This window comes from Granulicella sp. L46 (assembly GCF_009765785.1).
Taxonomy (GTDB): domain Bacteria; phylum Acidobacteriota; class Terriglobia; order Terriglobales; family Acidobacteriaceae; genus Granulicella.
The window spans coordinates 142,327-162,855 of sequence record NZ_LMUT01000005.1 but is presented as its reverse complement, the minus strand read 5'-3'; the positions used below and the strand labels follow the sequence as shown (position 1 = coordinate 162,855).

Annotated in this window: 18 protein-coding genes; 4 read left to right on the top strand and 14 right to left on the bottom strand. The window is 59.2% G+C overall.

The window, feature by feature from the left end; all coding sequences use genetic code 11:
• Nucleotides 1-56: 56 nt before the first annotated feature.
• Nucleotides 57-638 carry a ribosome maturation factor RimP gene (gene rimP, locus GSQ80_RS04830; protein ID WP_158786406.1) on the bottom strand — a complete coding sequence of 194 codons (582 nt, stop codon included), beginning with the start codon at nt 636-638 and terminating at the stop codon, nt 57-59.
• A 260-nt stretch (nt 639-898) separates the two neighbouring features.
• Between rimP and guaB the strand changes: the two genes are divergently transcribed.
• On the top strand, nt 899-2,422 hold the full coding sequence (guaB, locus tag GSQ80_RS04825; protein ID WP_158786404.1) for an IMP dehydrogenase: 1,524 nt from the start codon (nt 899-901) through the stop codon (nt 2,420-2,422).
• Between the two features lie 13 nt (nt 2,423-2,435).
• Here the strand turns inward: guaB and GSQ80_RS04820 are convergent, their stop codons facing one another.
• The 8 genes from GSQ80_RS04820 to GSQ80_RS04785 form a co-directional block, all read right to left on the bottom strand.
• On the bottom strand, nt 2,436-3,518 hold the full coding sequence (locus tag GSQ80_RS04820; RefSeq protein WP_254059446.1) for an N-acetyltransferase: 1,083 nt from the start codon (nt 3,516-3,518) through the stop codon (nt 2,436-2,438).
• Nucleotides 3,519-3,539: 21 nt separating this feature from the next.
• The gene (locus tag GSQ80_RS04815) at nt 3,540-5,267 is read right to left on the bottom strand and encodes an ArnT family glycosyltransferase (RefSeq protein ID WP_371315681.1); all 1,728 of its coding nucleotides are present in this window, start codon (nt 5,265-5,267) and stop codon (nt 3,540-3,542) included.
• 211 nt (nt 5,268-5,478) lie between these two features.
• A complete protein-coding gene (locus GSQ80_RS04810; protein ID WP_158786400.1) occupies nt 5,479-6,504 on the bottom strand; it encodes a bifunctional oligoribonuclease/PAP phosphatase NrnA in 1,026 nt (341 codons plus the stop codon).
• A gap of 25 nt (nt 6,505-6,529) precedes the next feature.
• Nucleotides 6,530-6,949, bottom strand: a complete 420-nt coding sequence (rbfA, locus tag GSQ80_RS04805) for a 30S ribosome-binding factor RbfA (protein ID WP_158786398.1) — start codon at nt 6,947-6,949, stop codon at nt 6,530-6,532.
• Between the two features lie 54 nt (nt 6,950-7,003).
• Complete coding sequence (locus tag GSQ80_RS04800) at nt 7,004-7,309, bottom strand: DUF503 domain-containing protein (protein WP_158786397.1); 306 nt, start codon at nt 7,307-7,309, stop codon at nt 7,004-7,006.
• 19 nt (nt 7,310-7,328) lie between these two features.
• Nucleotides 7,329-8,393 carry a LacI family DNA-binding transcriptional regulator gene (locus tag GSQ80_RS04795; RefSeq protein WP_158786395.1) on the bottom strand — a complete coding sequence of 355 codons (1,065 nt, stop codon included), beginning with the start codon at nt 8,391-8,393 and terminating at the stop codon, nt 7,329-7,331.
• A 120-nt stretch (nt 8,394-8,513) separates the two neighbouring features.
• Complete coding sequence (locus GSQ80_RS04790; protein WP_158786393.1) at nt 8,514-12,143, bottom strand: carboxypeptidase regulatory-like domain-containing protein; 3,630 nt, start codon at nt 12,141-12,143, stop codon at nt 8,514-8,516.
• Between the two features lie 216 nt (nt 12,144-12,359).
• Nucleotides 12,360-13,961, bottom strand: a complete 1,602-nt coding sequence (locus GSQ80_RS04785) for a protease pro-enzyme activation domain-containing protein (protein WP_158786391.1) — start codon at nt 13,959-13,961, stop codon at nt 12,360-12,362.
• A gap of 131 nt (nt 13,962-14,092) precedes the next feature.
• Between GSQ80_RS04785 and GSQ80_RS04780 the strand changes: the two genes are divergently transcribed.
• Genes GSQ80_RS04780 through GSQ80_RS22875 form a run of 3 tightly spaced genes read left to right on the top strand, consistent with a single transcriptional unit; the run spans nt 14,093 to nt 15,935 of the window.
• Nucleotides 14,093-15,286: a Xaa-Pro peptidase family protein gene (locus GSQ80_RS04780; protein ID WP_158786389.1), complete on the top strand. Its 1,194-nt coding sequence runs from the start codon at nt 14,093-14,095 to the stop codon at nt 15,284-15,286.
• A 50-nt stretch (nt 15,287-15,336) separates the two neighbouring features.
• Nucleotides 15,337-15,762, top strand: coding sequence for a DUF6677 family protein (locus GSQ80_RS04775; RefSeq protein ID WP_158786381.1), 426 nt, complete (start codon nt 15,337-15,339; stop codon nt 15,760-15,762).
• Entirely contained in the window at nt 15,762-15,935 is a 174-nt protein-coding gene (locus GSQ80_RS22875) for a hypothetical protein (protein ID WP_174241305.1), read from the top strand. Before GSQ80_RS04775 ends, GSQ80_RS22875 begins: the two co-directional genes overlap by 1 nt.
• 136 nt (nt 15,936-16,071) lie before the next feature.
• Here GSQ80_RS22875 and GSQ80_RS04770 read toward each other — a convergent pair whose 3' ends face one another.
• The 5 genes from GSQ80_RS04770 to GSQ80_RS04750 form a co-directional block, all read right to left on the bottom strand.
• Complete coding sequence (locus GSQ80_RS04770; protein WP_158786379.1) at nt 16,072-17,013, bottom strand: type II secretion system protein; 942 nt, start codon at nt 17,011-17,013, stop codon at nt 16,072-16,074.
• Between the two features lie 161 nt (nt 17,014-17,174).
• Complete coding sequence (locus GSQ80_RS04765) at nt 17,175-17,852, bottom strand: hypothetical protein (RefSeq protein WP_158786378.1); 678 nt, start codon at nt 17,850-17,852, stop codon at nt 17,175-17,177.
• On the bottom strand, nt 17,849-18,553 hold the full coding sequence (locus GSQ80_RS04760; RefSeq protein WP_216850142.1) for a GspMb/PilO family protein: 705 nt from the start codon (nt 18,551-18,553) through the stop codon (nt 17,849-17,851). The genes GSQ80_RS04765 and GSQ80_RS04760 overlap by 4 nt, the downstream gene beginning before the upstream one ends.
• Nucleotides 18,550-19,299 carry a PilN domain-containing protein gene (locus tag GSQ80_RS04755; RefSeq protein ID WP_158786376.1) on the bottom strand — a complete coding sequence of 250 codons (750 nt, stop codon included), beginning with the start codon at nt 19,297-19,299 and terminating at the stop codon, nt 18,550-18,552. The genes GSQ80_RS04760 and GSQ80_RS04755 overlap by 4 nt, the downstream gene beginning before the upstream one ends.
• Nucleotides 19,299-20,468, bottom strand: coding sequence for a hypothetical protein (locus tag GSQ80_RS04750; RefSeq protein WP_158786374.1), 1,170 nt, complete (start codon nt 20,466-20,468; stop codon nt 19,299-19,301). Before GSQ80_RS04750 ends, GSQ80_RS04755 begins: the two co-directional genes overlap by 1 nt.
• Nucleotides 20,469-20,529 lie beyond the last annotated feature (61 nt).

The window sequence follows — 20,529 nt, the reverse complement described above, 5'->3', positions numbered from 1 at the left end:
CTTCTTTCGGCGATCTACCGCCGATGATTCAATTTCCTTACCGTCTGAAACCTTGCCTAAATCTCCGCCACCAGGTTCGCCTTCTCCACATTTGCCAGCGGTATCTCGACCGTCTGCGCCGTCTGTGTCTTCTTTGCCTTCCCCTTCTGCTTCACCGCAGAAAGATCGAGCATAATCGTCTTCCCATCAAACGCCGTCAACCTGCCCGTGAAATGGCGATTGTTGTCGATCGCTGTAAACGTCTGTACCTTCGCCAGGCTGCCCCGAAAGCGCTCGTAATCGACAGCCTTCAGCAGCTTTCGCTCCAGCCCCGGAGAACTCACCTCCAGCGTGTACTCCGAACCAGGGATGAGATCTTCCACATCCAGCACGGTTCCGAAGTCGCGAGCAAAATTCGCACAATCTTCATGGGTTACCCCAGAAAGCGTTTCAACCGGAACACCCTTGGGAAGGCCTGCTTCCTCATTGGATGCTGCCTCCGCCGCAAACTTGGCACGCGCCTCTGCATTCTTCTCCAGAAACACCCGCAGTATCCGATGCTTCGCCCCGCCCGTGAACTCCAGGTCCACCAGGTCGAGCTGGTGCGAGGCCGCAACGCGGTCAGCCGTGGCGCGAATTGTCTCCATCTGCAAAGCCATAGTGCTTACGGCAACTTCCCGTCTTGTCGTGCTTGGGTTGAGCGGGTGCTTTCACCGTCCGCCAACCTGTGTTTAAAGCAAACAAAAAGTGGGCTCTCGCCCACTCCTCTCTTCCGCCACTTTTCCGGTGTACTCACGGATACCGACCGTTTGCCAGACGGCTGCTTTCAGCGGCAGAACAAATTCGTCTGCTTAGGGAATTTTAGGCCAAGTCCACCGAAAGTTCAACTCTGGCCTCTCCAGTGCAACAATAGAGAAGTATGATCCCTACTCAAATCCCCGAAGCGCTCACGTTCGACGACGTGTTGCTGGTTCCAGCCTACTCTGACGTAGTGCCCACCCAGACAAGCACCCAGACCCGGCTGACTAAGAAAATAGTACTGGCTACCCCGCTGATGTCGGCTGCCATGGATACCGTGACCGAATCGCGTCTGGCCATCGCCATGGCCCAGCAGGGTGGTCTCGGCGTCGTCCACCGCAACCTGACCATCGAACAGCAGGCCGGCGAGATCGACAAGGTCAAGCGCTCCGAGAGCGGCATGATCGTCGACCCCGTCACCATCGAGCCCGAGCGCCCCATCTCCGACGCGCTCGAAGTCATGCGCCGCTTCAAGATCTCCGGCGTGCCCGTCACCAAAAAAGGCAAGCTCGTCGGCATCCTCACCAACCGCGATCTGCGCTTCGTCTCGCGCACCGACATTCCCATCAGCGACGTGATGACCAAGACCGACCTCATCACCGTTCCCGTCGGCACGACCCTCGAACAAGCCGAGCACATCCTCCACCAGCATCGCGTCGAAAAGCTCCTCGTCGTCAATGACGACTACGAACTCAAGGGCCTGATCACCGTAAAAGACATCCAGAAGAAATTGAAATACCCCAACGCCAGCAAGGACGAGCAGGGTCGCCTGCGCGTCGCCGGTGCGATCGGAGCCACAGGCGACTTCCTTGAACGCGCCGCAGAGCTCGTCAAGTACCGCGTCGACGCCCTCGCCATCGACTCCTCGCACGGCCATTCCACCCGCGTCCTCGAAGCTGTTGCCGAATGCAAGAAGCGCTTCCCCGAAGTTGATCTCCTCGCCGGTAACGTGGCCACCTACGAAGGCACCATGGCCCTCATCGACGCCGGTGCCGACGCAGTCAAAGTCGGCATCGGCCCCGGCTCCATCTGCACCACGCGCATGGTTACCGGCGCCGGTATGCCGCAGATCACCGCTATCGCCGAGTCCTATCGCGCCGCAAAATCACGCGGCATCTCCATCATCGCCGACGGCGGCATCAAGTACTCGGGCGACATTACCAAGGCCATCGCCGCAGGCGCCAGCGTCTGCATGATGGGATCGCTCTTCGCAGGCGTGGATGAAAGCCCCGGCGAGACCATCCTCTATCAGGGCCGCAGCTTCAAAACCTATCGCGGCATGGGCAGCCTGAGCGCTATGGCCCAGGGTGGCGGTGAACGCTACTTCCAGAGCAAGGCCGACATCGACGAATTCTCATCCGGCGACCGCCCCTCCATCACCGCGCGAGAAGAGAGCGGCAATCGCCTTGCCAAGTTCGTCCCCGAAGGCATCGAAGGACGCGTACCGCACCGCGGACCGCTCGAGGCGATGGTCTACCAGCTGGTCGGCGGCCTCCGCTCCGGCATGGGCTACCTCGGCTGCGCAACCATCGAGGATCTCCAGGAGAAGGCGAAGTTCGTTCGCATCTCCGGCGCCGGCCTCCGCGAAAGCCACGTCCATGACGTCGTCATCACGCGTGAGGCTCCCAACTACCACGTGGAATAGCCCTCTCCAAGACCTAGTTTGCCTTAAAGCTTGAGAACTCCGAGCGAAACGATCCCTCTGGCGCATTTGTGTCGCGGACCATCGCTTCGAACCGATGCAGGGTTATAAATCCGTTGCGCTCGTACAAATGGCGCGCTGGCAGGTTAGCCTCTGTCACCGTAAGCGAGAGTTGACGAACCCCACGCTTCGCACCCTCACGCGCACAGTGCTCCAGCATCATCTGACCGAGTCCATGACTGCGCAGAGACGGCGTAATGCAAATTTGCGTGATGTGGTCGACATCGCTGCGCACCTTGGAGCAAAGCAGTACCGCCTCGATGGGGGCAGTCCGTTGGGTGGTGTCATTGCCGCCATTGCTGTGTGCCAACGCTGCGGCGTCCCGCAGCACCCAGGAGTTCTCCGGATCGAACACACCGCAGCCGGGAAATCGGATAATGTTGTGCAGAAACCGCTGCGCCCCGTGCAGCGTACGATACTGGTCGTTGATGCCTGCATCCATATGGTTGGCATAGCAACGATGGATCAGCTGCGCGGTTCCCTCGTAAAACTCCGGCTGCCAGGCTTGTAGAACCAGACTCCTGCCAGGATGCAGCGAAGCGAGATCGGTATCCATGCGCGATGGATGAGCTTCTAGGTCGCGCAGCATAAAACACCGCGGGAAGCTCACAAATCCGCGCGCCTGAAACGTCTCACAGAGCGCCCCATCCGGAAACATCAGCAGCTGCGACTCGATACGATCAACTCCCGGCGTAGCCTGCACCAGCTCCAGCAGATGATGCAAAAGCGTATCGCAGATCGGGTTCTCCGTGGACTCGGTCTCGCCGAACGCGTAGACGTCCCCAATCACGGCCTTCGCTCCCTCGCAGACGCAGAAGGCGTAGCCGACGATGTTTCCCGCCTGGAGCGCAACAAAGCCCGGAAGAATTCGGCTATCCAGGTAATCCAGCAGCATGTTCGAGGCGCGGCCATAGTCCCAGTGCAACCGCCGCTGCCAGCGCTCAGCCTCGTCGCGCAGTAACGGCCTCAACTGCGCCGCTGAGAAGTGGCGAAGGTCCAGTATCTCGAGTTGCGCGAAGTGACTCAGCGTTTGGCTCAACTGCGCTCGACCTCTAACTTCCTAACTCCGAGGATAGACCCTATACACCGATAGCCCCTGCGCCTGATACAGAAGCAGTGGCTGTGTAAATCTCCCCTTCAGATAATTCTCTAACAAGGGTTCATCGCGCGTAGGAAATACCACCAGGTGTTCACCTTCAGGAACCCCCCCGCTGGTGTAGCTGACGATTTGCTGATCGCGATAGAAAGCCAGTCCATATACCAGGTCACGGCGCACATTGAATTCGGCGACCACCGTTGCATTCGGATCGGCTTGCTGAATCTCCCGCGCCAGGGGACGAGCGGAGTAGTTGAGATCTAGCAGTCGCCCATTTCTGCCCAGCAGAAAATACAGCAGAATCACCAGCGGAATCATCGTCACCAAACGCAGCATACGCACACCGTAATGACGTGTCGCCAGGACAACCATCAGCCCCGCCGCAATACCGAGCACGATCGCCACGGACAATATCCCCGCCGCCGGAATCAAGCGTTGGTAGACCATGTACTGCGGGCAAAGGATCAGAACGAAAGTTAGAACGGCCGTCAGCACCCCATGGGTGTACAACAACCAGTTCGAGATGCCCTGCCTCCGAATCCGAAACAGGTAATCCCCCGTGAGGATCGCCAGCGGCGGCATCGAAGGAAGAATGTAGCCAGGAAGCTTGGAATCGGAGAAGGAGAAGAAAATAATTGGAAAGAGCGCCCACAGCACTAGGAACTCCGGGAACGCGTCGCCGGCGCGAACGTGGCCTACGTACCGCTGCCGTTTGGAGCGAGCCTTCCACTCCGCAAAAGAAGTGGACAAGCCGTCGACCAACGCGCGAACAGATAGCGCCGTCCACGGCATCATGCCCAGAATGAGCACGACCAGATAATAGTAAAACGGCTGGCGATGATGGTAAAGATTGGTCGTGTAACGCTCTAGATTGTGCTTCCAGAAAAACTCGTTTAAAAACGTGGGATTTCGGCGCTGCACTGCGATATACCAGGGCAATACCATGACTAGGTACAGCACAATTCCCGGAATCCAGATCGTTCGGCGCAGGGCCGACCACTCACGGCGCAGACCCAGAAATAGACAAATAATCGACAGCGCAAGAAAGGGCGCTACCGGACCTTTTGCCAGCGTGGCCGCGGCGCCAAAAAAATAAAGATCGAACAGCCAGAACTTCTTGCCCGTCTCATACCACGCATACCAGCCCAGCATGCCGATACAAAAAGGCGCTGCCAGCTGCATGTCTGTCGAAGCGCCGCGCGAGAACGCGAACATCGCGATAGCCGACACCATAATGAGTGCGGCATCGAGGTGCCCCCCTGGCCGGAAGCGCTTAAGATGCAGGAACGCCAGAATGATGAGAGCCAGCGCTCCCGTGGCCGAAGCCAAACGCGCCGTCCAGTCGTAAACGCCAAGCTCGCGATAATAACCCATCGCCCGCCAGTAATAGAGCGCCGGCTTTTCCAGCCACGGCTTGCCATACAGTATCGGCGTTACCGTGCCGCCCATCAGGCATTGGTACGACGCTCGAAGCGACGCAGCCCTTAGGCTGTTCGGCAGGATACTCGCGTGCACCGCATCGCATGTCGCGGTATGGGCCGCAAGCATCTCGCGCGCAATCTGCGCATATCGCGGCTCATCCGCTCCCACCAGCCCCAGCTGATCCCCACCAAAAATCGGAATCAGGCCATAAAAGAGGAAGAAGCCAACAAACAGCAGCAGAACAACGAACTCTGTGGCGGTATAGCCCAAATGAGTATGACGTATCCAGTGCACGACGCCGTTCGCGCCGCCTGGCCGCGTCGACGACGATGCTGCGGCGGTTGAGTCCGAAGGCGCAAGCGCGGATTGGGGGAGGTCCGTCAAAGTGATATCAGAGAGTTCAGTTGCAAGCGCAACTCGTTTTGGCCGAAGCCCTTGCAGGTCTACTTGAACCGCCTGCTGCATATTCGCGAAGCGAAACTTAGGCTAACAGAATCGACGGCAGCGTAGGAGCGTCGATCGATGCAGCTTCGTCCCGCAGGGGTAAACAGGCCTCACGCATGTGTGCAACGATGCGGCGAGTCACTTCCGCGAGCGTCCCCTCCATGCTGCAGCCGCTTGCATTGCGATGCCCGCCGCCGCCAAAAGCCTCGGCAATTACCGACACGTCCAGCGCTCGCCGGCTTCGCAAACTCAACCGGAATTGATTCTGCTCGGGCAATTCGCGCAGAAAAGCAGCCGCTTCGACCCCCACAATGCCAATCAGATGATTCGCCACGCCCTCGCAGTCCTCCACGCTCGCACCCACACGCTCCATCTCCTCCACCGTCACATGACTCCACGAGACCGCACCCTCAATCTGGATGTTGCTGAGCGCTATGCCAAGCAATCGCACCTTGCTTGGCGGGTTTGAAAAGTAGACATCCGCGGCTATGCGATTCGGATTGGCCCCACTCTGCACCAGATGCTCCGCCATCGCGAAGGTAGAAGCACTCGTGCTCGGATAGTTGAAGGAGCCGGTGTCAGTAAGAATCGCCGCGTAAAGGCATTCAGCCATCGAACGGCTGATCGGAATTCCTGCCGCCATTGCAAGGTCGTAAATCATGCAACCGACAGCGGCCGCCTCCTGGTCGATCCAGTTAAAGTTGGCAAACTCGCGACCGCTGCGGTGATGATCAATGTTGATCGTCAGCGCCGGCGATGCCGCCTCAAACTGGCGCCTATCAATACTGCTGCGCTCAATCGAATCGCATTCGAGAAAGATCGCCGCATCCACAGGCGGAAAGGTGCTCGCAACTCGATCGCTTCCATCAAGAAACCGAAAGTTCGCTGGAACTGGATCCACAAAGCACACCGTGACTTGCTTACCCATCACCTCCAACAGATGCATCAATCCCAGCGCAGAGCCGATCGCGTCCCCATCCGGACGGAGGTGTGAGCTGATCACGAAGCTGCTGCGTTCGCGGAGAAGCTCGAGCAAGGCGGCAATCGAGGCCTTATTTTTCATAGCAGACAAAAAACTCCGAGCCAGCTCACTGAGTTGGCTCGGCTGGTTTCGACGTCTCCTTCGCACCCTTACCGGCAAGTTTATTGCGGCGCTTTTCCATACGCCCCAGCAGCTCATCCATGCGTGAGTTGATCTTTTCCGAGCGGTCGATTGCGAAAGTGATCTCCGGAACATGACGCACGTTCATGCGTTGACGAATCTCGGTGCGTATAAAGCCGCGCGCCGTCATCAATCCTTCCAGCGTCGCCAACTCTTCCTGCTCCGTACCCACTACAGCAATAAAGACACGACAACTCTTTCCGCCCGGCGCTAAAACCACCTCGGTAACATGACAAGGCGCAATGCGCGGATCAGATAATTCGCCCTCCAGCATAGCTGTGATTTCTTCGGCGAATGTGTTGACGACGCGACCGCGGTGATACGTTCTGGCTCGTTGCTCGGGCATGGCTGACTCTACAGGTTAGCATCCCTGAGGCGGCGAAATACCCACATCTGTCTTTTAATCATCCAGCGACAGGTCGCTTTCAATATAGCTGTCCACAATCTCACAACCCAGGCCCACGGCCAGACGGCGAGCCGCCGTTTCCACCTCGCGCAACTGGCCGCTCAAGTAGGCTGTCGAATTCGAAATGGCGACCACCCCCAGCGTTGCCCGGTTCCACAGCAACGCATCGTCCAGCTCTGCGATCGAGATATTAAACCCGTGCCGCAGCCTGTCCTTCAGCGACCGCACCACCTGGCGACGGTCCTTAAGCGACTGTGCATGTTCAATCGCGAGTTCGAGGGTCAGCGTTGCAATCGGCATCATTCACAAGACAAAGCGATTAGCTGCGCGCAGGTGCCGTCGATTTGCGCTCCACGAACGTCGGCAGCACAAGAATCGACTCGGACGCTTGCGCCGTCGCATCGCTCGCCTTCGGATGGCGTATACGGTGCAGAAGAGCCGTCGCAGCCGCCCTCCCCATCTCTTGCAGCGGCTGCCGCACGGTAGTCAGCGGGGGATTATTCGTCGCTGCCCCAACCACGTCATCAAAGCCCAGCACCGACACCTCCGATGGCACATCCACCCCGGCTTCGCGCAGGGCCACAATCGCCCCCATCGCAGACAGATCATTAAACGCAAAGATCGCGCTGAAGGGCATACCCTCTGCCAGTAGCTTGTGCGTCGCAACGCGCCCCGGCTCCGGCGTCGGATCATCGCCCTCCAACGCAATCACTAGGTGCGGCTCAATCGCGATCTTGAGCTCGGCAGCGACCCTCGTGATCGCCTGCCAGCGGACCTCCGTATCAGAACTGAAACTCTGCCCCTTGATAAACGCGATCTTGCGATGACCCAACCGCTGCAGGTGCTCGAGTGCATAGCGCGCCGCGAGATTATGATCCAGCTCAATATTCAGGATCGACGGCGAACGCAAGTGGCCCGACACAGCTACGATCGGCACCGGCAGCTCAACATTCAGCGCGGAGTCAACCGCAATGATGCCTTCAACGGCCCGCGAAAGCAGCAGCGCAGGATAGTCGCGCAGCAGCTCCTCACGGTGATGGTGGCTCACCACGAAGTAGAAGAAGCCGCTGATCAGCAGCACGTCTTCAATCCCGCTCAGAACAGCCGCCGAGTAGCCACCGCTGATCTCCGGCACCATCACGCCGATCGTCTGCGACCGCCGGCTACGCAAGCCGCGCGCCAACGGACTGGCCTTATAGTTCAATTCAGCCGCAGCCGCGAGCACGCGCTTCTGCGTCGTCTCCGAGATACGGTGCGCGTTTCCAGAGTTGTTGATCACCCGTGAAACAGTGGTCTGCGAGAGCCCCAGGTGCTTCGCCAACTCCTTCAGGGTGCGCCCGGAACCCATGTGTTTGATTGCATTTATCTTGCGTTCTTCAGTCATAGCGGCAAATCGACCATGAGTCTCACGAAGCGAATCCACGTTCAACTGTAATGCATGGTGCAGAGCTGTAATGCAAAGGGCGCGCCGTAGCGCGCCCTCTGCCGTTCATCTAGCATCGGTTTAGAACGAGAAGCGCGCCTGGAAGCTCACTGTGCGTGATCCAAGCATGACGTTCGAGTTGCCCAGGTTGACACTCCCGAAGTTCGAATTGTTGATGTTGTTCGAGATCGAGGCAACATTGAGGTTGGTCTTGTTGAACAGGTTATAAGCGTCGCAGCGAATTTCGATGCTCGCGTTGTCGCCCAGAACCCGCGCCTTCGGAAGGCCAAACGCCTTCGTCAGCGACGCGTCAAAGTCCTCATATTTTGGACCATTGTAAGAATTACGCGCAATGCCCGGAAGTGGAGGCAGTGCTGCGTTGACTCCCGGGAATTGTCCGGTCATCGCCGCCTGGAAGTTCGGCACGTTGAAGTACTTGTTGGAGTAAGCGACGACCGTCAAACAGTTCGGATACTGGGGGTTGCCAGGAACACAGGTAGGGTTGTTGACGGCCGCTTTGGCAGAAACCTGATTTGTCAGGATACCGGGGAAATTGCTACCCGATACGAACGCGTTATTGCTGGTCGATGTTCCGCCACCGCCGAGATACTGAGGACGCAAATTGTAGTAGCCGCAATATGCGTTGCAGTAAAGCGATTGCGCCGTTCCGAAATTTGGTGTCCAGGGAAATCCAGTATGAATGTTATAGATTCCGCTGAACGACCAGCCACCCGCAATCTTCTCCAGCCATCTGTTGTTGCCCTTGAAGAAAACAGGCTGCCAAAGACCGAACGCCTTGAAAGACTTCCCAACATTGAAGTCGGACCGTCCCCACGAGTAAAACGGGTTTTCCGGATAGTATGGATCCTCTTCATACGGTCCAGAAGCATTGTCCATGCTCTTGGCCCACATAAACTGGGCGTCCACCTGGAAGTGATGGGCCATCGGATGCTTCAACTCCGCCAGGAAAGCGTTGTTATTGGAAGAGGCATCGTTGGGATAGTAGTCCAGGTTGGTGATCAAAGGATTGAGCGCGACACCCCGAACGAGCGCAGTTGCCATTGCGTTTGTCTGGGTATTCAGGTGGTGCGACGAGCTACCTTGATAACCAATGCTTGCCACGAGTTGTTGCCCGATCTGATACTCCATATCCACCGAGTAGTGCTGGGTATAAGGCGTGGGGAGTCCGCCCGACGTGTTGCCGAACGCAAAGACGCTCGCACTACCCCCGGTCGGAAGATTAGCCGAGTTGAACGTTGTTTTCGTCGCGGGATTTGAGGCGAAGCCGTTTAGAGACGTCGGACTGCTCGAAATCCCATAGAGAATGTTCGGATTGATGTCTGTCGGCGATCCGCTTGGGAAGTCGTAATAACCTTGAGCCGGCGGATTCTGGTCCGCGTTCCCCGTGATCGCAATCTCTTGCTGGTTAAAGTTCAACCCATACCCGCCCCGGACAACGAGCTTGTTATGGAACATCTCCGGGCTCCAGTCAATCGCAAGCTGCGGCCCGAAGTTGCCCTTCTGAGGCGTGTAGAGATGTCCACCTTGCCGGATGCTAAGTCCGGTGAAGATGTCCCCGCCTGACCCGAAGACCACCACACCGAGATTATTTTGCGTGGTATAGGGCGCTCCAAAATAGGAGTAGCGGATCCCGGCATGCAACGTTATATTCGGCCGGATCTTCCAGTCATCCTGAACGAAGGCGCCAAACATATTCTCCCGAAAGTCCTGACGCGTTCCGCCCGGGAATCCCGTTGCTGTATTGAAGACTCCGTTCTCGTCTCGCGGAGCGTCGTTCAGAAAATCCCAAACGTTGTAGAAGTTATAGGTCGGACGTCCAATGGGATCGCTCAGGTAATGAAGGTTAGTGAAATCAGCACCGAACTTGATGGTCTGGTTACCCATCACCTTGGTAGCTACATCCTTGTAGCCATAGGTCCACTGGTTGAAAATGCTACCCAGGGCGGAACCAAACTGATTGAGTGTGATCGATCCGATCTGATCGATGTTGTCTTGTGGTAATCCAACCGGTGCCTGGGGATTGTCTGCAATCTCATTCCAGCGCCAGCCGGCTGCATTGGCACGCGCTTCATTCAAGAAAGTCGGAGCGAACGTATGGTTCCAGATGACTGAAAACGCATCGTTGATCTGATTGTGATGGAAGAGATTGTACGTACGTGAATTGGGGTTGTAGTCCGTGCTGCCCGCCGGCACCCAATAGATAGCAAAGGCTACGTGATCTTTCTTGGTCACGTCAGCATCCATACGACCGTTGTACTGCGTGTAGTAAGAGGAAAACGGGCTGGTCACAGCAAAGTCCGCAATATCTGCCACGTTGCTCAAACCACCGCCGACACCCGGATTGACCGAAGTACCCGTTGCCGTGGGGTCCTGCGTTCCCAGCGGATATAGCGCAGGATTAAGGGGAGAGCCAATATTCAAGCCCTGCCCGGCAATGGTATTGCAGTTCACCCCTTCCACCAGACCAATGCCGGCGCACGTTGCTGGGATGATTCCTGTAGCCGTCACACCTGCTCCCGGAAACGTCAGATACGTCGAGGAGATGCTGCCCGAGGGTCCCAGGGCGTCAAACGCCGACGTGTCATACCAGCCTGTTCCAGTAGTGGTCGAATTATTTGGCGATGTCTCATAGGCGAAGAATGCAAACACCTTGTTCTTCCAGATGGGACCGCCCACGCTACCGCCATACTGATTAAAGCGTGCCGTATCTCTCTGTGGGTTACTCGAATTCCCTTCGAACGTAAGCCCGTGCTGGTAAGCGTTCAACCCCGGCCTATGAATATTGATGAACAGGCCGCCGTGGATGGTGTTACTTCCGCTCTTGGAGGTCACGAGGGTCTGTGCGCCACTGTAGCGACCAACTTCGGCGTCATAGTCGTTGCTCACCACGCGCACGTTCGCCACCGACTCCAGGTCGGGGGTGATGACCGTGCTTCCACCCCATACCGCGCTCGATGTGCTGATACCGTCGATCGAGATGCCGTTGGTCTCCATGTGGCCGCCGTTTGAGTTCACCGGCGGTCCGTTCTCCGTTGGAGCCGTGCCACCCGAACCGCTGCCGTTCGCACCGCTCTGCTGCCCCGGCGGGGTATAGACGCCGCCACCGTTCGACTGTGCACCGTCACTGATCACACCCGGTACCAATTGGGTCAGGGTGAGAGGATCGCGGTTCCATGAAGGCATATGTTGAAGCTGGTTGTCGGTAATGGTGCCGCCTATGTTGGCAGTCTCTGTATCCATCGCCGAAACCGTTGAAGCATTAACGGTTACTTCTTGCGTAGTTCCACCCAGCGACATCTGCACCGTGAGCGAGTTCGCCTGCTCCGGGATGAACGTCAGATCCGTCAACACCTTCTGCTGGAACCCCGTGTGATCAACAGTCAGCGTGAATGTGTCAGCGGGCAATGCATTGAAGTTGAATGTGCCTGTGCTGTCGCTCGTCCGCACAACCGTTTCATTGTTGGTGTTGTTCTTGAGCGTAAGCGTGGCGCCGGGAATGACGGCGCCTGTGGGATCGGTGACGACACCCTGAACGGATGTACGGAACTGGGCATGAGCGAAGTTCGTAGTAAACATCGCAAGGAGAAGAACCAGTGCCGAGAAGGCGGAGTAGCGAAGCCAAGCGCGAAGCGTAAAAGCTCCGTCGACGGTCGTGCTCGGACTGGATAAGCATGGACGTGCGTGCGGCATAGTGCCTCCGAAAGTGTTGCTGTATGTTTGCCCGTAACTGGGTCTGCACAATCGTTTGCACACCTTGCGCAAACGATTGTGCAACGGTCGAATTTTTAGCAGCGTCAGAGTACCCCTGTCAAGCGCTTAGGTTACGTCGGTACCACGATGTATATTTCAGGAGCATATCCGCGTACGTTCTCGCCCGGAATTGGCGCCACGGCAGCACCCCCCTATTCACTTCTTAGGTTTTTGATTTGTCGCTCCTGACCCAGCGCCCAGCAGCGCAATGACCGCGCTGCCCACCGGGCTCCCCTGCCCCGAGCAAGCGTCCCACCCGGGCCCTGCCGAAAATGCCCCGTTATCACCCCCAGTGATATCCCGGAACGCATCCTTCGCTCCAGCCGCGTACAGCGCAGGATTCACAAAGCCCGCCGCCACGCCCATCTGTTGGTTCGCAAGCGCAATCAGCCCGGCCCAGAGTGGCGCCACCGCACTGGTGCCACCGATGACCATCGTCTGTCCATCGACGCGAACCTCATAACCCGTAGAAGGATCGGCATCGCCAGCAACGTCCGGCACGCCGCGCCCACCAGCCGAGGTCGTCGACGCCGGCACCTTCGAACTCTTCTGCCACGTCGGCAGCGCAAACAGCGTGCTCACGCCGCCGCCCGTAGCTCCCTCGCCGAGCGCCAGCTCGTTCCACACCACCTCGCTGCTGATCTTCGTGCCGGAACCCTCCAGCGTAGTCCCCCCACATGCCAGCACATACGGGCTCGACGCCGGAAAATCCACGTTGTTCCCCGTTACACCATCCGTCGACCCATCGTCTCCACACGCCACCGTAATCGTGACACCCACCGCAGCCGCTGCCTGGCAAGCCGCATTCAGTGCAGTCGACGCCTGCGCCGTCCAACTCGACTCCGGCCCTCCCCAGCTGATCGAGATCACGCTCGGCTTATGTGTCGTGTCATGCACCGCCGTTGTCACCGCATCGATAAATCCCTGGTCCGTATTTGGCGCAAAATACACGGCGACCTTGGCGCCCGTCGCAATCGAAGCGCACACCTCGATATCCAGCATCACCTCTCCATCCGCACCGTTCGCGTCCCCAGGAGTGTTCTTCCCCTTGTCCACCGAGACGGCCGTAATCGTCGGCGCCGGCAGGCCCAGCGTCTTGAAGTAAGCCGTCACGTCGGCTTCGCGATAGCCCCCGCCAAGCTCGATCAGCCCAATCGTCTGTCCACTGGCCGTTGCTCCCGCCGGAAACCCATACAGCGCGCCCACCTGCACCGGCGTGTACGAGACGTTATCAGCATGCGGTTGCGCTATTCGAAAATGAGGCCGCGCTTGCGGCCGATTATCCAAACCCAGCACAGCCACAACATGTCCATACAGCTCCTCCGGAAGATAGATCGCTCCCTCGCGCACGCGGAATGTCCCAGCCTCCGTGGTTTCCGTCCTGAGCGAAACACCGAACGCCTTCTCGATCGCAGCCAGGCTGCCGCTAAGACGCACCGTGCACGGGCAAGCCCTCGGCGAAGTCTCCACCGTCAAGCCAAACTCCTTCGCAAACGCCTGGACCAGCTCCACCGATGCAGGATTCGCTCCATGACGGACCTCAAACTCCTCGCGCGTAAGTCGCTCCGGCGGTCCATCCCCGTCCATCGTGAACGGCGTCTTCGGCGCAACGATCACAGACACAGTAATCTCCCCAGTCTCCGTCGCAGCCTGCGCAGTAGTCGACTGTGGCTGGGCAGCTTCCGCTGCAAACGGCTTCTTCTCACTGCCCGCCAGGGCCACTCGGTGCTGAGCTGTAAAGCGTGATGCGGTTTCCATGAAACTCTCCTTGGGATAAACATCTGCGGATAAATCCTTACGATAAGATGCGACTTCTCCAACTCCCGCCAATCGCGCCGAAAACGATTCACACAGGACACTCCGCGACCGTGAAAGCTAAGATAATGTGCATGAATCTAAACGCGATTCAATCCGCGCTGCGCGAACACAAGCTCGACGGTTGGCTCTTCTACGACCACCACCATCGCGACCCCATTGCTTATCGCATCCTCGGGCTCGATGAGGACAGCTTCGTCTCCCGCCGCTGGTTTTACTTCATCCCCGCAGACGGCGAACCGCGTAAACTCGTGCACCGCATCGAGTCCGGCAAGCTCGACTCCCTCCCCGGCACCAAGGACGCCTACTCCTCCTGGCAGGAGCTCGAGAATAAGCTCGAAGCGATGCTCGACGGCGCAGCCACCATCGCCATGCAATACTCCCCGCGCAATGCCATCATGTACGTTGCGATGGTAGACGCCGGCACCGTCGAGCTGATCCGCTCCATGGGCAAGAAGGTCATCAGCTCCGCCGATCTCGTCAGCGTCTTCGAAGCCGTTCTCACCGACCACCAAATCGCCACGCACTTCGAAGCCCAGCGCCGTCTCGACGCTGTTCTCGCCTCCGGATGGAAGCAGATCGGTGAAAGCGTCCGCAGCAACACCCCAATCACCGAGTTCGATGTAGTCGAGTTCCTCAAGCAGGAAATGGAGAAATCCGGCCTCTGGACCGACCACGGTCCGAACTGCAGCGCCGGCCCGAACTCCGCCGACTCACACTACGAGCCCACTCGAGAAACCTCTCGCGTCATCCGCACCGGCGACTTCATCCTCATCGACATCTGGGCCAAGCTCGCAAATGATCCCACGGCCATCTGGTACGACATCACCTGGACCGGAGTCGTAGGCCGCGATCCCACCACCCGCGAGCAGTTAATCTTCAACACCGTTCGCGACGCACGCGATGCCGCCATCGAAGCCATCCAGCGCGCCTACGTCCAGGGTCGCCCCATCGCCGGCTGGCAGGCCGACGACGCAGCCCGCGCCGTCATTCGCGATGCCGGCTTCGGCGACTTCTTCACTCACCGCACCGGCCACAACATCGAAGTCTCGCTCCACGGCAACGGCGCGCATCTCGACAACCTCGAGACCCACGACGAGCGCCTTCTCCTGCCCAATACCTGTTTCTCCGTCGAGCCGGGCATCTACTTCCCCGGCGAGTTCGGCATACGCAGCGAGGTCAACATGATCACCCGCCCGAGCAGCCCTGAGCATGCGGGCAGCGCCATCGTCACCGGCCCCATCCAGCGCGAGCTCCTGCGAATTTGAGCCCCACCCTCTACCCCCCGTCAACACAATTGACGATAGAATCGAGAACGATGGCATCACCCTCTCAGCAGCAACAAATCGCTCAACCAATCCCCGGCGAGAAGTCGATGTTCCCCGCCCTGGTCCTTCTCGCAGGCTGGCTCATTCCCGGCGCCGGACACTTCCTCGTCGGCAAGTGGGTGCGCGCCCTTCTACTCTTCGCCGCAATCCTGACGATGTACCTCACCGGCCTTGGTCTCTCCGGAAAAATCTACACGCCCAACACCGGCGACCTGCTCGACATGCTCGGCTTCGTCGGCCAACTTGGCACAGGCCTGCTCTACGTCCTCGCCCGCTTCTTCGGCTGGGGAGCGACCTCGGTGATCAATGCCATGGGGGACTATGGCACCAAGTTCCTGGTCGTCGGCGGCCTGCTCAACATCATCGCAGCCGTCGATGCGCACTCCCTGGCCAATGGCAGAAAGGCCTCGCTCTAATGCTGACGCACTTCTCCGCCATGCTCGTCTTCGCGCTCTGCGTCTCGATAGTCTTCGGCATCACCCAACGCGCGGCCCCCAAAATGATGCTCCGTTTCGGAGCCCTCTGCTTCGTCCTTCTGGTAGGTGCCGTCATCGTCGCCAGCTGGGCGATGTGGCTCATCAAACACTAGCCCGACCCGCACCAGACAGCCTCAACTGAATCGAGCCCATTGTTGGGGGCTCGAAGCTTTTGCTTTTCTTTCTGTCATTCCCCCTGGGAATCTGCTGTTTGCTCGCCGGCCATGGGTACGCTCCTCCGAGCCCTGATTAAAACGGGTTCGGTACAGAGCTATTCGGATTAGTCGACCCACTCGTTCCGTTGCCGCTCGTCGCACCCGGCGTGGTATTTGTCGGCGAGTTCGGTTGGCCAGTGACCCCATTCTGCCCGTAGCTGCTAGCCGATTGCGAGCCCATGCCGCTTCCCGGCGCCCCGCTTCCCGTCATCCCGCCACCCGTAACGTTCACGCCCTGCTTCAGCATCTCAATGCGCGGATCGTACCAGAACTCCCACGCCTCATAGTTGGTCTGCGCGTTCGGCTCGGTGATGGATGAACCACTCTTCGCCGTTCCAACCCCCACAATCACGCCCAGGCTTCCAATCGACGAGTCTGAGCTCGAACTCCCACTCGTACCCGAAGTTCCATTCGTCCCATTAGTCCCATTCGCGCCCGTCGAGCTGCCGCTGCCCTGCGATCCGTTGGTACCCGATGCGCTCGTCGACCCCAACCCACTCGTCCCGCTACTCCCACCAATCGTCGCCCCCCCAAACCCTGAGTTCAAAGCATTCGTTGACGTGACATTGGTAGATCCGCCCGCCAACCCTCCCGGAGCCATGCCGCCACCCGACTGCATCCCCGCCGCCGACCCTAAACTAGCCGCAAGCCCGCCCAACTCCTGCCCAAAAAACACGTGAATCTTGGTCTTCTGCTCGCCCAGGTGAATCAGTTTATAGTCGGCCTTCCCGGTAAGCGGATCAACATACACATGCCGCAGAAACCGTACGTTGTTGGTACTCTCCAGCACCTTGATCGATGCCGGATACTGCCCCGGAAACTTCCGCTGATACAGTTGAATCGCGCGAACGTACTCGTTCATCCGATGCTGGCTCTCGACCTCCTTCTCCCGCTGCAGCTGCCGTGCAACAACAGGCGCAGCCACCGACAGCGCAATCAACAAAATCGCGACCATCACCACCACCGCCAGCAGCATGAAACCCTCTTCGCCTCGGCGCACGTCGTCGCGACTGCCTACAGTCTGTTTGCAATCGAGTTGAATAGGCCGGTTCATAGAAATGGAAAACGCGCACCCTGACAAGATTTGGACGAATCGGAAGGCCCGTGGTCTCAGTTCAGCCGGTCGCCCTATGAATCTCAACGCCCAATCAGCGGGATCGCCTGTGTGTCCTTGTACACCAGGTCTTCCACCTGGATATTGTTCGTGCCAATACTGACAATCCGGTACTTCCGCGCCACAATGTCACCCTCGGACGCCAGGTAAACATCCTCGCCCTGCAGCAGGAACGCCTGCCGCCGCCCATTGATGCGGACTGCCGTCCCGAAATACTTCAGATTGATCGGCGGTGGCGGAGGCGGCCCAACCGGCATAGGCGGCATCACTGGCAGCACAACTCCCGGCCGCGCCTTCGGAACATTGGTCGGAATTACCATCGGCGGCGCCGAAATCGACGAGAAAATATTGCGCCCCGTACCCGAATACACCAGGCTCTCCGTCCTCAACATCGCCGACTCATCCAACGTCGGGTCAAGACTCGACGACGTACTAGCCATCCGCTTCGCCGCAACTCCCGGCGCCGCACCGCCCTGCCCTGCCCTCGCATTCCCCGCAGGAATCGTCGTGCCCTCTGTCTCCACGCGACTTTCACTCGACCGCGTCACCACCGGCGCAGTTGCCGTCGGAGCCGTCGCCGCAGGATTCGGCGATCCGCCAAAGAAACTGTTGTACGCATACACCACAAACACCAGCAGCAGAACTCCAAAGATGGAGACCACCACAATCTGCTTCTTGTCTCTCGCTGGAGCAGCACTCATGGCCGGCCTCCCATCTCGCCGTCATGCTTCCCAGCGTCATTCGCCGCAGCCGCCGGCACCTCTGCAGACAGCTCATCCGCATTCCCTGGCCGCAGATACGTCGTCAGCCGTATGCGTAGGTTCACCTGCCCGGTCTGCTGTCCCGTCAAGTTGATGCCATTGATCACAAAGAAAAGTCTGTCCCGCTCAACCGCATTGATAAACTCCACAATCGGCCGATAATCCCCTGAGACACTCGCATCAATGCTCATCTGGGTGAGCCCGTCGCTGCCCGAGAGCTGCGGGTTATACGCATACTGCGCGTGCGTCCAGCGCACGCCTGCTTTATGCGTCAACGCACCAATCTCTGCCAGCACCTGCGAATTCGCATACGGCAGGCGCGTCTCATAAAACGCATTCGCGTCATGCGTCGACGCCACCAGCTTCGTATCCAGCCCCCGCAAAGGCTTCGCCGAGATCTGCGCCGCGGTCAACTGCACCCGCTGTTGATCCAGCGCGTCGGCATTGTTTGCGTTCAACCCCTGCCAAACAAAAATTAGGTGCACGATCAAATACAGAACCAGCAGCGCCAGCACCGCAACCCCGGCAAGGTGCAGGTTCAGCGCAGTCATCAACGCTCGCGCTCGCGCAGTCAACCTCGGCACCGTGCGCTCCGGCAACGAACGATTGGGCGGCGGCGTAACCATTGCAGTCAGGCTCATCGCGCACCAGCCTTCCTGGGCATCGCCGCGCCATGCCGTCTGCCGCTCGCCGTCCCGCCCTTTACCGCCCCGCCACGCGGCTCGTCCGTATCCGTCGCAGCATCACTCTTCGCGGCCTTCGGGCTCGCATACGATTCACCGGGAGGCAGCGGGTTGTAGTTCGCCAGAATCTCAAACTCGACCCCCGCAGGCGCCAGGCTGTTCGCATTGAAGTTGTTGCCCTGCGATCCGGCCTCCTTCGCCTGCGTCGCCTCGCCCGTCAATCGCGGCGCCAAAAATCGCTTCGACCGCTCCAGATTCCTCACCAGCTGCACCGCGCGATCTCGATCCCCAGATACTCGCAGCCGAATCATCACGTCGCCATCGCTGGTCGGCTCCGGCTCAATCGACGTCACCTGCACGCCCGCCGGCAACACCGTCTCCAAATCCATCATCACCGCGGTCCACGAAAAACTCTTGCGCAAAAACAGCGCATTCAGAAAGTGCGCGCGTGCCAGTACCGCCGCGTTTTGCGGCTCGCGCATCCGCTGCTCATTTCTGCGCTTCTCATCCTGCGCTGCCACCACCTTCGCGTGCACCGCATTGATCTGCGCCCGAGCAACGTCCAGCCTCCGCTGCAGAATGTGGCTAGCCACCAGCGCGCCCAGGGCCACGACTGCCAGCACCGCCATAAAAATCCGCAGCCGCAGAAAGATCGGCCGAAGCTCAATGAACGGTCGCGTGGCGAGATTGACAGTAATCTTCATCAGCCCCGCAGCGCCCCCACCACTCCTGAAAGCCACGCCCGCGGCGCACTCGCCGTCACCGCATCCGGCAACAACGCTGCCGCGTCCACCAACTCCCGCACCCGCAATCCGTCTTCCTCACCCACGCCCGACGTCTTGAGAATCCGCTCCAGCCTCTCCGCCCCCAACGAACCCGCACTCAGCACCTCGGTCGGCGCGACCGCCAGCGTGTCCTCAAAATAAGCAGCAGCCACGCTCACCGCCTGCGCAATTTCAGCCGACAGCGGCACCGGCTGCAGATCCGACGCACCCACATTCCCCTGCCCTGCCAAATAAACGTCCGGCAACTTGATCCCCGTAATGCTGCCCGGATCCTGCACCGCAGCTTCATCCTCTACCTGGTCGGCATAAGGATTCCGCCCGTGCTCCGGCAGCGGCTCCTGCGCCGCCCACTCCCCAGCCGTCTCATGCGCATCTACCAACGGAAGACTGATCTCACCCGCCAACGGCGTAGCTGTCGTCACCGAATGCTCCTGCAAATCCACGCTGCGATGCAGCAGCAACACACCGCCGCGCACGATCGCCGCCGTCACCCCAAGTGAATTCGCGTTCACCAGCAGCGCAGGCTCAGCATCGCCCACCGCGGCCAAACACGCCAGCGTACTCGGCAGCACACACCCCGGCTCAAATCCCGCCTCCCGCGCCGCCGTCTCGTACTCGCTCAGCACATCCCGCGGAATCGCCACAGCCAGTACCCGCACCACGCCCTTGCTGGTGCTCATCGTCTGGTACGTCACCATCGCCTCATCGGAATCGAACGGCAGCAGCTTCTTCAGCCGAAAACGCACCAGCGGCAGCGCCTCAGCCTCGCGGCTAGGCAGCGCCTCAAAGTCCAGCAGCAGCACACGCACCGCCGAGTCCGGAATCACCAATGTCAGGTTCGCATCCCGCACATTCGCTCGCGCGCCAATCTGCTCCAGCACACTCCGGATCGCCGCCGTCACCGCAACCCTGTCCACAATATTCCCCGGCTTCAGACTCGGTACGACCGCACCCTCCACCAGCGTCACCCGTGCCACCGCGGACAACGGCGTCGCAGCGTCCGCAGAGCACCCTGCAACGACGCCCTGCGGCATAATCTCGCACGCCACACGTGGGCGGATTCCGGAAGCTTTGGGAAGTAAATTCATCGAGCTCTATCTAGAGTACCCTGCAACGGTTAAGGAGGTCATTGCTGAGTCGTTGGACGTT

Excerpts from the sequence above, each read along its gene's own strand:
- rimP (WP_158786406.1), bottom strand. The coding sequence starts at position 638 with ATGGCTTTGCAGATGGAGACAATTCGCGCCACGGCTGACCGCGTTGCG.
- guaB (WP_158786404.1), top strand. The coding sequence starts at position 899 with ATGATCCCTACTCAAATCCCCGAAGCGCTCACGTTCGACGACGTGTTG.
- GSQ80_RS04810 (WP_158786400.1), bottom strand. The coding sequence starts at position 6,504 with ATGAAAAATAAGGCCTCGATTGCCGCCTTGCTCGAGCTTCTCCGCGAA.
- rbfA (WP_158786398.1), bottom strand. The coding sequence starts at position 6,949 with ATGCCCGAGCAACGAGCCAGAACGTATCACCGCGGTCGCGTCGTCAAC.
- GSQ80_RS04800 (WP_158786397.1), bottom strand. The coding sequence starts at position 7,309 with ATGCCGATTGCAACGCTGACCCTCGAACTCGCGATTGAACATGCACAG.
- GSQ80_RS04795 (WP_158786395.1), bottom strand. The coding sequence starts at position 8,393 with ATGACTGAAGAACGCAAGATAAATGCAATCAAACACATGGGTTCCGGG.
- GSQ80_RS04790 (WP_158786393.1), bottom strand. The coding sequence starts at position 12,143 with ATGCCGCACGCACGTCCATGCTTATCCAGTCCGAGCACGACCGTCGAC.
- GSQ80_RS04785 (WP_158786391.1), bottom strand. The coding sequence starts at position 13,961 with ATGGAAACCGCATCACGCTTTACAGCTCAGCACCGAGTGGCCCTGGCG.
- GSQ80_RS04780 (WP_158786389.1), top strand. The coding sequence starts at position 14,093 with ATGAATCTAAACGCGATTCAATCCGCGCTGCGCGAACACAAGCTCGAC.
- GSQ80_RS04775 (WP_158786381.1), top strand. The coding sequence starts at position 15,337 with ATGGCATCACCCTCTCAGCAGCAACAAATCGCTCAACCAATCCCCGGC.
- GSQ80_RS22875 (WP_174241305.1), top strand. The coding sequence starts at position 15,762 with ATGCTGACGCACTTCTCCGCCATGCTCGTCTTCGCGCTCTGCGTCTCG.
- GSQ80_RS04770 (WP_158786379.1), bottom strand. The coding sequence starts at position 17,013 with ATGCTGCTGGCGGTGGTGGTGATGGTCGCGATTTTGTTGATTGCGCTG.
- GSQ80_RS04765 (WP_158786378.1), bottom strand. The coding sequence starts at position 17,852 with ATGAGTGCTGCTCCAGCGAGAGACAAGAAGCAGATTGTGGTGGTCTCC.
- GSQ80_RS04760 (WP_216850142.1), bottom strand. The coding sequence starts at position 18,553 with ATGAGCCTGACTGCAATGGTTACGCCGCCGCCCAATCGTTCGTTGCCG.
- GSQ80_RS04755 (WP_158786376.1), bottom strand. The coding sequence starts at position 19,299 with ATGAAGATTACTGTCAATCTCGCCACGCGACCGTTCATTGAGCTTCGG.
- GSQ80_RS04750 (WP_158786374.1), bottom strand. The coding sequence starts at position 20,468 with ATGAATTTACTTCCCAAAGCTTCCGGAATCCGCCCACGTGTGGCGTGC.